This is a genomic window from Pseudomonas sp. KB_15 (assembly GCF_052114525.1).
GTDB lineage: Bacteria > Pseudomonadota > Gammaproteobacteria > Pseudomonadales > Pseudomonadaceae > Aquipseudomonas.
Genome location: NZ_JBFREX010000029.1, coordinates 63,607 through 70,652, shown reverse-complemented (window position 1 = coordinate 70,652; position 7,046 = coordinate 63,607). Strand labels below are relative to the sequence as shown.

Below are 7,046 nucleotides of genomic sequence, written 5' to 3'. Positions count from 1 at the left end.
CTTGTAGCAGCTGGCGAAGCCTGCGTCCGGCTGCGCAGCAGTCGTTTATCCGGACGACGCGGATTAACCGCAATACCGCGGTGCCTGTTTTTACGTCTGCTACGCAGCCGGACGCAGGCTTCGCCAGCTGCTACAAGAAATGGTGGACGCCCGAACCCGTAACAGACACAACAACAAAGACCGTGACGACATGTCTGAATCAACCTTTCTGAACAACGAAATTCGCGACTGGCTGATGGATTGCGGCCTGTTCAATCAACTGCTGCCGGCAGACTTCGCCGCGGCTTCGGGCTACTTCAGTATCAGCACCATTGCCCAGGGCGAGGAGATCTTCCAGGAGGGCGATGCTGGCAGTTTCATGTGCATCATCCATACCGGTCAGGTAGCTGTGCAGAAAACCACCGCTGACGGGCAACGAGTCACCATCGCCACCTTGCGCAGCGGCCGGTCGTTCGGCGAAATGGCCGTGCTCGACGGCGAACGGCGCTCGGCCAGCTGCGTGGCCGCAAGCAACTGCCAGTTGCTCAACCTGGGCAAGGACTCGCTGGAAAAGATGCTCAACGATGCACCGAAAATCGCCGCCAAGATCATCCGCGCCCTCGCCGTTTCCCTCTCAAAACGCCTGCGCATGGCTGACGGCCAATTGCTTTCGCAGCAGGTCTAGCCGCCCGGCGACTTGGGTTTCGGCGGATTGAACTCCAGCCCCGGCACGGGCTGGTCCTTGGTCGGCGGGCTCGGCATTTCTATCGGCACCAACGGCGGACCGCTACTGCCGGGGCCGACTTTAGGCAACGGCGCCGGGCTGATTTGCGGGTACGGTGTGGGCGTCGCGGTGCCGGGCGAACCGGGCATCGGCGCGGGGCTGACGGGAATCGATTGCAGCTGTTGGGCCTGCACTGCAGTTATCGAGAGCGCGGCCAGGGCAATGACCGTTAGAATGGTGCGCTTCATCAATGGCTCCGTTGGCCTTGTCGTCATAAACAGGCTACTCCCAACTGCGTCTGTTTACCCTCCCGTGTTCTGCCAATTTTCTTCAAGTGAGCCCCATGAAACGTTTCGTTCTGCTGGACACCACCCCCATTCCTGAAAACGGCGGTGCCCTGTGCCTGTTCGAATACGGCGAGGATTTCGTCATCAAGATCCAGGGTGGCGATGGCGGACAATTGATGAACACGCGCATGCACGGCTCCGAAGATGCCCTGGCCGAAATTCCGTGTCGCAAAGTCGCTGGTCGGCCGAATTCGCGGGTGCTTATCGGCGGCCTGGGCATGGGGTTCACCCTCGCTTCGGCGCTCAAGCACCTGGGCAAGACCGCCGAAGTGGTGGTCGCCGAACTGGTCCCCGGTGTCGTTGAGTGGAACCGTGGACCGCTGGGCGAGAAGGCTGGCAATCCGCTGCTCGACCCGCGGACCGTGATTCGCATGGAAGACGTGGCCAAAGTCCTGCAGGCCGAACCCCAGGGCTTCGATGCCATCATGCTCGACGTCGACAACGGCCCCGAAGGCCTGACCCGGAAAACCAACAGCTGGCTGTACTCCGCCGCCGGACTGAACGCCTGCGCCAGGGCCATGCGCCCCAAAGGTATACTGGCCGTCTGGTCGGCCAGCGCTGACCGGCAATTTTCCGACAAACTGAAGAAAGCCGGCTTCAAGGCCGAGGAAGTGCAGGTCTTCGCCCATGGCAACAAGGGCACCCGCCACACCATCTGGATTGCCGAGAAGCTCAAGGGCTGAGCTAAACTTTGCTTGATACCGTCATTAGTCATTCTACAAAGGTGAACCCATGAGTTCGTCCACCCCGACCAACACTTCGAAGCTGGATCGTATCCTCGCCGACAACCAGCGCGACAAGGAAATGGGCTACCGCGACAAGGCCCTGAAGATGTATCCGCACGTCTGTGGCCGCTGCGCCCGTGAATTCTCCGGCAAACGCCTGAGCGAACTGACCGTGCACCACCGCGACCACAACCACGACAACAACCCGCAGGACGGCTCGAACTGGGAGCTATTGTGCCTGTACTGCCACGATAACGAACACTCGCGTTATACCGACCAGCAGTATTTCGACGAAGGCTCGCTGAGCACGCCGAAAATCGCCAAGGCTACGCACAATCCGTTTGCGGCGTTGGCTGGGTTGATGAAAAAAGAAGAGTAAAAATCTTCAGTGCCTGAACTGGCCTCTTCGCGGGCAAGCCCGCTCCCACATTGATTCGCGTCCGTCAGGACACCTCGGTCAACTGTGGGAGCGGGCTTGCCCGCGAAGACGGACGCCCGGTCGCCATCAATCTTCAAACCGAACACCCCCGCCCCAATCCCCGTATAATCGCGCTTTTTTCCCGAAAGGCACCCCGCTCGTGGCAGACAAACGGTACAGCTGCATTGGTTTGTATAACCCCAAATCACCGGAGAACGTCGGTTCGGTGATGCGCGCCGCTGGCTGTTATGGCGTGGCGTCGGTGTTCTACACTGGCAAGCGCTATGAGCGCGCCGCCGATTTCGTCACCGATACCAAGCGCGTGCACTACGACATCCCGCTGATCGGCATCGACGACCTGAAGAAAATCCTGCCGCTCAATTGTGTGCCCGTCGCCGTGGAACTGGTTGAAGGTGCCCGACCGCTGCCGGAATACACCCACCCGGATCGCGCGCTCTACATCTTCGGCCCGGAAGACGGATCCCTGGATAAGGAGATTCGCGACTGGTGCGAAGACGTGGTCTACATTCCGACCACCGGTTGCATGAACCTGGCCGCCACGGTCAACGTCGTGCTCTACGACCGTATGTCCAAAGGGCTCAATACCCGCTCCGGGCCAAAATTTCGCTGAATCGCCGCACATCCGATTGAACGAGCTGCCCGCCCAGGCAGTCAGCTTGACTATCGATCACTGAAGCCAGGAGACAGACCATGAGCGAACTCAAACGCGTCGAGCGTATCGATTCCACCCCGTTCCAGAGCCCTTCCGAGCAGAACGTGCAGGGCTGGGAACGCATCGGCTCCGTGGCCGGCGGCGTGGTGATGGTGGGCAAGGGCCTGCGTCGGGGCGGGATCTTTGGCCTGATCCAGGTGGCCATCGGCGGCGTGGCCCTGGCGCGCGGTATTACCGGCCACAGCTCGGCGAAAAGCCTGCTGGAGAAAAGCCGTCAGGACATGAACAGCGTGCGGGCGAAAATCCAGCGGGCGGGGGAAGAACTGAAAACGCTGAAGGCCAATGCCGAGGCGGCGACCAAAACGGCGACCGTGACGGGTAATGATTCGTTGAAGTCGCCGAAAGCCGGGGTTTGATCCAAAGGTTTCGGTGAGGCTACTGGCCTCTTCGCGAGCAAGCCCGCTCCCACATTGGACTTGTGTACGGCACAGATCAAATGTGGGAGCGGGCTTGCTCGCGAATGGCGGTGTTACTGAAGCAACTCGGTACTGAGCACTTTTGAAGAACCACCGATCACGCTTTCACTGAGCTGAACAAACGCCTGGGTGTCGATTTCCCCCAGCCGCATCGCCCCGCGCAACACGTCGTCCAGCGAACGCTTGTTATGGGTTTTCAGGCGAATCTCGCGGTCCAGCTCCTGCAGCAACGCCACCGCCCTGGCCACCTGCGCCGGGCTGATCTGCTCACCGCGCAGCGTGGTGACTTTCTGGCTGTTCCTGACCAGTTTGCCGTGCAGGTTCTCGTAGCGTTCATCGCTCATGCCGCCGGCCCGGCGCACCAGTTCGATGGCGTAATACTCAGCTAAGCCTTCGCCGATCCAGTCACTGCGCTGCGTACTGTTGATCCGCCCGAACACCTGGGCCAACTCGCGAACCAGGGCACTGGAGCCGCTTTCGCTGACCAACGGCAGGTGACTGTTGAGGTAGATCGACTCGTGCGCCGACCGACTGCCGCGCCACATTGGATCATTGGCCCCGACGATCAGCAGTTTGCCAGGGTGTCGCGGATACAGCGCCTGCACTTGCGGCCAGACGAAGGTCAGCAGCGTCAGCACATCCATCCGGCGCATACCCTGCCCTAGTGGCGAGGTGACGGTGACTTCGGTCTCGCCCAGACGAGTGCGGCGGCTGCCGAGCTGGCCGGCGAGCATCCAGCCTGTGGGCCGGTCGAACAGTCGGGAAGGGTTATCGATGCGGAATTTGTTCTGGCCAATCCGTGGCCAGGCGGTTTCAACGCTTTTCCAGCCACCGGGCAGCTCGAATACAAGACGAGAAACCAGTTCGATGCCATCCTGTTGATCGAGCTTGGCGGCAGGCACCAGATCGTCGCCGCGCATCAACGCCCAGTTTGGCGTCATGCGCGTGTCGAAGCTGCCGTTCTTGCGCCCGTGGCTGATATTCACGCGGTAGGTCAGGCTGGCCTTGTCAGCAGCCGGACGCCAGACACCGCGCGCCGCGTTGCCGGGGGTCAGTTGCCATTGGCCGTCCGCCTTGAAATCGCTGTAGTGGCTGCCGTCGCCGAGGTCGAAATCCAGGCTGCGTACCGCCGAACCCTGGGCCAGCGTCAGGCGCACTTCGGCCTGATCGCTCTGCGGCAACAGGCGCACGTGATAATCCAGATCGACCTTGTTCGCAGCCCAGACGGGCGAATTCACGGCCAGTAATCCAACGACCCACGCCTGCCGCCATCCCACAGCCATACACACTCCTTCGTGAAACGTTTAACCGTAGGCAATCAGCCTGCGCGGAAAATCAGGTGATCTTCCCAATCCTCTTCCGGCACGCTGCCTTCGGCGAGCATGCGCCCGGACTGTGAGATCCGCTCGTGATGCACGGCATCGCGATCGCCGCATACCAGGTGATGCCACAACGGCAGATCCTTGCCTTCGCTGACCAGGCGATAGCCGCAGGTTGGCGGGAGCCATTTGAATTCGTCGGCCTTGCCCGGCGTAAGCTGGATGCAGTCCGGCACGAAGTCACGACGGTCAGGATAGTTCGTGCACTGGCAGGTTTTCAGATCCAGCAATTTGCAGGCGATGCGCGTGTAATAGACACTGTTGTCGTCTTCGTCCTCAAGCTTTTGCAGGCAGCACAATCCACAGCCGTCGCACAGCGACTCCCATTCCTCCTGATCGAGTTGATCGAGGGTTTTGCGTTTCCAGAACGGTTCTACTTTGGCGGCCATGGTTCGAGCATCGACATCAGGTGGTGAAAAGGCCGCCAGTCTAGTGCCCGAAGCCCTGCGGGCCAAGCATTGGCGACTGTCGGTAGAACGGGCTTGTCAGTTTTTGCGCTGCCAAGTAGGGTTTTGCGTCGCCCCTCACTTTCAAACGTAGCAAGGAATCTCTTGATGAGTGCCAACCCACGCGTTGCCGATTACGCCATTCACCCTCAATTCACCGATCGCTGGTCGCCCCGCGCCTTCACTGGCGAAACGATTCCAGAGGAAACCTTGCTGAGCTTCTTCGAAGCCGCACGCTGGGCACCCTCGGCCTACAACTCGCAGCCTTGGCGCTTTCTTTACGCACGTCGCGATACGCCGAATTGGGAACGTTACCTGGGCCTGCTGAACGAATTCAACCGCAGTTGGGCGCAACACGCTTCGGCCCTGGTGATCGTGATTTCCAAAACCACCTTCGCCGTGCCTGGCGCAACCGAAGAAACCCCGGCCCTGTGGCACACCTTCGACACCGGCTCCGCCTGGGGCCACCTGGCCTTGCAAGCGAGCCTGAGCGGCTGGCACACCCACGGCATGGCCGGCTTCGACCAGGAGCTGACCCGCAAGGAGCTGAACATTCCTGAAGGCTACGCCCTGCACGCCGCGGTAGCGGTGGGCAAGCTGGGGGACAAGGCGAGCCTGGCGGATTACCTGCAAGCCCGTGAAGAACCCAGCCCGCGTCGTCCGTTGAGCGAGTTGGCGGCAGAAGGCGACTTCACCCTCTAAAGGGCAACTCCAACCCTGTGGCGAGGGGGCTTGCCCCCGTTCGGCGGCGCAGCCGTCGTAAAACCTGCCGACCGGTTTTTACTGACACACCGTGTTGAATGGTATTGGGGCTGCTCCACAGCCCAACGGGGGCAAGCCCCCTCGCCACATGAGCCCACAATGGACTCAATACCCCCGATCGAAATCCACTTCCCCGCGCAACGCCTCTCCCGCCTGATACGCCCGCAGGTTCTCGACAAACAGCTTCACCATCATCGACGGCGAAGTCGGTGCCGAGCTGTGGCCGGTCAGCAGCAGGCCCCAGGCCGTCCAGAATGGATGACGCTGGGGCAATGGCTCCTGACGGCACACGTCGATCACCGCGCCCGCCAGATGCCCTTCCTTCAAGGCGTCTACCAGATCCGCATCGACCACTGCCACACCGCGCCCGGCGTTGATGAACAACCCGGTCGACTTGAATTGCTTGAACAGCGCCGCGTCGTAGATATCGTGGGTGTCCGGCGTGTTCGGCAGCAGATTGACCACGTAATCGACTTCACCGACTAGCCGCGGCAAATCCGCCAGTGAACCGACTTCGATAAACGGCGCCTGCTCCCGCGCGCTGCTGGCAATGCCATACAACTCGACGCCGAACGGCACGAGGAACTGCGCGACACTTTGACCGATATCGCCTGTACCGACGATCAACACCTTGCGCCCCGCCAGGCTCTGGCCATGGCGACTGTCCCACTTGCGCTCGACCTGGCTGACCAGTCGCGCCAGCACTTCACGTTCGTGACCGAGCATATACGTGAGCACGTACTCGGCCATGACCTGTCCGAAGATGCCGACGGCACGCGTCAGCCGATAGTGCCGCGGCAAGCCGTCGGCCAGCAGCGGCGTAATGCCGGCCCAGGTAGATTGCAGCCATTGCGGTTGATGACCCTGGCGTAACAGGGTCGCCAACAAATCAGGCTGGCCGAGCCACACCGGACAATCGGCGGCCTGGCTGGCCAGTTCGGCTGAATCACCGCTGGTCAGCACCTCCAGATCCGGTGCCGCCTCGCGCAACAGTTGGGCGTACACGGGGTGGTCATGTTCAGCAATCAGGACGCGCATGCTTCAAACCTTTCAAAAACGGTGCAGACGGCCACCGACAGAGCGGTGCTCCGTCGATGCTGCCATCGCTAAAATCAAT

Annotated in this window: 11 protein-coding genes; 7 read left to right on the top strand and 4 right to left on the bottom strand. The window is 61.0% G+C overall.

Features of this window, described 5'->3' with window-relative positions; translation table 11 throughout:
- Together AB4Z35_RS20910 and AB4Z35_RS20905 are read left to right on the top strand one after the other, a co-directional pair.
- Positions 1 to 212 (top strand): hypothetical protein (locus AB4Z35_RS20910; RefSeq protein ID WP_442099140.1); only part of this gene is annotated, 212 nt, incomplete at its 5' end.
- Positions 191 to 664, top strand: a complete 474-nt coding sequence (locus tag AB4Z35_RS20905) for a cyclic nucleotide-binding domain-containing protein (protein ID WP_008015977.1) — start codon at positions 191 to 193, stop codon at positions 662 to 664. The genes AB4Z35_RS20910 and AB4Z35_RS20905, both read left to right, overlap by 22 nt.
- Here the strand turns inward: AB4Z35_RS20905 and AB4Z35_RS20900 are convergent.
- Positions 661 to 951: a hypothetical protein gene (locus AB4Z35_RS20900; RefSeq protein WP_442099139.1), complete on the bottom strand. Its 291-nt coding sequence runs from the start codon at positions 949 to 951 to the stop codon at positions 661 to 663. The genes AB4Z35_RS20905 and AB4Z35_RS20900 overlap by 4 nt on opposite strands.
- Before the next feature lie 95 nt (positions 952 to 1,046).
- Between AB4Z35_RS20900 and AB4Z35_RS20895 the strand changes: the two genes are divergently transcribed.
- From AB4Z35_RS20895 to AB4Z35_RS20880, 4 genes are all read left to right on the top strand, one after another.
- Entirely contained in the window at positions 1,047 to 1,733 is a 687-nt protein-coding gene (locus AB4Z35_RS20895; protein ID WP_442099137.1) for a spermidine synthase, read from the top strand.
- Between the two features lie 49 nt (positions 1,734 to 1,782).
- Complete coding sequence (locus tag AB4Z35_RS20890; RefSeq protein ID WP_137804604.1) at positions 1,783 to 2,154, top strand: YajD family HNH nuclease; 372 nt, start codon at positions 1,783 to 1,785, stop codon at positions 2,152 to 2,154.
- Between the two features lie 199 nt (positions 2,155 to 2,353).
- A complete protein-coding gene (locus tag AB4Z35_RS20885) occupies positions 2,354 to 2,824 on the top strand; it encodes an RNA methyltransferase (RefSeq protein ID WP_007993783.1) in 471 nt (156 codons plus the stop codon).
- An 80-nt stretch (positions 2,825 to 2,904) separates the two neighbouring features.
- The gene (locus AB4Z35_RS20880; RefSeq protein ID WP_442099135.1) at positions 2,905 to 3,282 is read left to right on the top strand and encodes a YgaP family membrane protein; all 378 of its coding nucleotides are present in this window, start codon (positions 2,905 to 2,907) and stop codon (positions 3,280 to 3,282) included.
- A 113-nt stretch (positions 3,283 to 3,395) separates the two neighbouring features.
- On the opposite strand, the gene AB4Z35_RS20875 is transcribed toward AB4Z35_RS20880, so the two are convergent.
- Positions 3,396 to 4,625 carry a hypothetical protein gene (locus AB4Z35_RS20875; RefSeq protein ID WP_442099133.1) on the bottom strand — a complete coding sequence of 410 codons (1,230 nt, stop codon included), beginning with the start codon at positions 4,623 to 4,625 and terminating at the stop codon, positions 3,396 to 3,398.
- 35 nt (positions 4,626 to 4,660) lie between these two features.
- On the bottom strand, positions 4,661 to 5,110 hold the full coding sequence (locus AB4Z35_RS20870; RefSeq protein WP_442099131.1) for a YcgN family cysteine cluster protein: 450 nt from the start codon (positions 5,108 to 5,110) through the stop codon (positions 4,661 to 4,663).
- A gap of 165 nt (positions 5,111 to 5,275) precedes the next feature.
- Between AB4Z35_RS20870 and AB4Z35_RS20865 the strand changes: the two genes are divergently transcribed.
- The gene (locus AB4Z35_RS20865) at positions 5,276 to 5,869 is read left to right on the top strand and encodes a nitroreductase family protein (protein WP_007984791.1); all 594 of its coding nucleotides are present in this window, start codon (positions 5,276 to 5,278) and stop codon (positions 5,867 to 5,869) included.
- Between the two features lie 165 nt (positions 5,870 to 6,034).
- On the opposite strand, the gene AB4Z35_RS20860 is transcribed toward AB4Z35_RS20865, so the two are convergent.
- Entirely contained in the window at positions 6,035 to 6,967 is a 933-nt protein-coding gene (locus AB4Z35_RS20860; protein ID WP_442099130.1) for a D-2-hydroxyacid dehydrogenase, read from the bottom strand.
- Positions 6,968 to 7,046 lie beyond the last annotated feature (79 nt).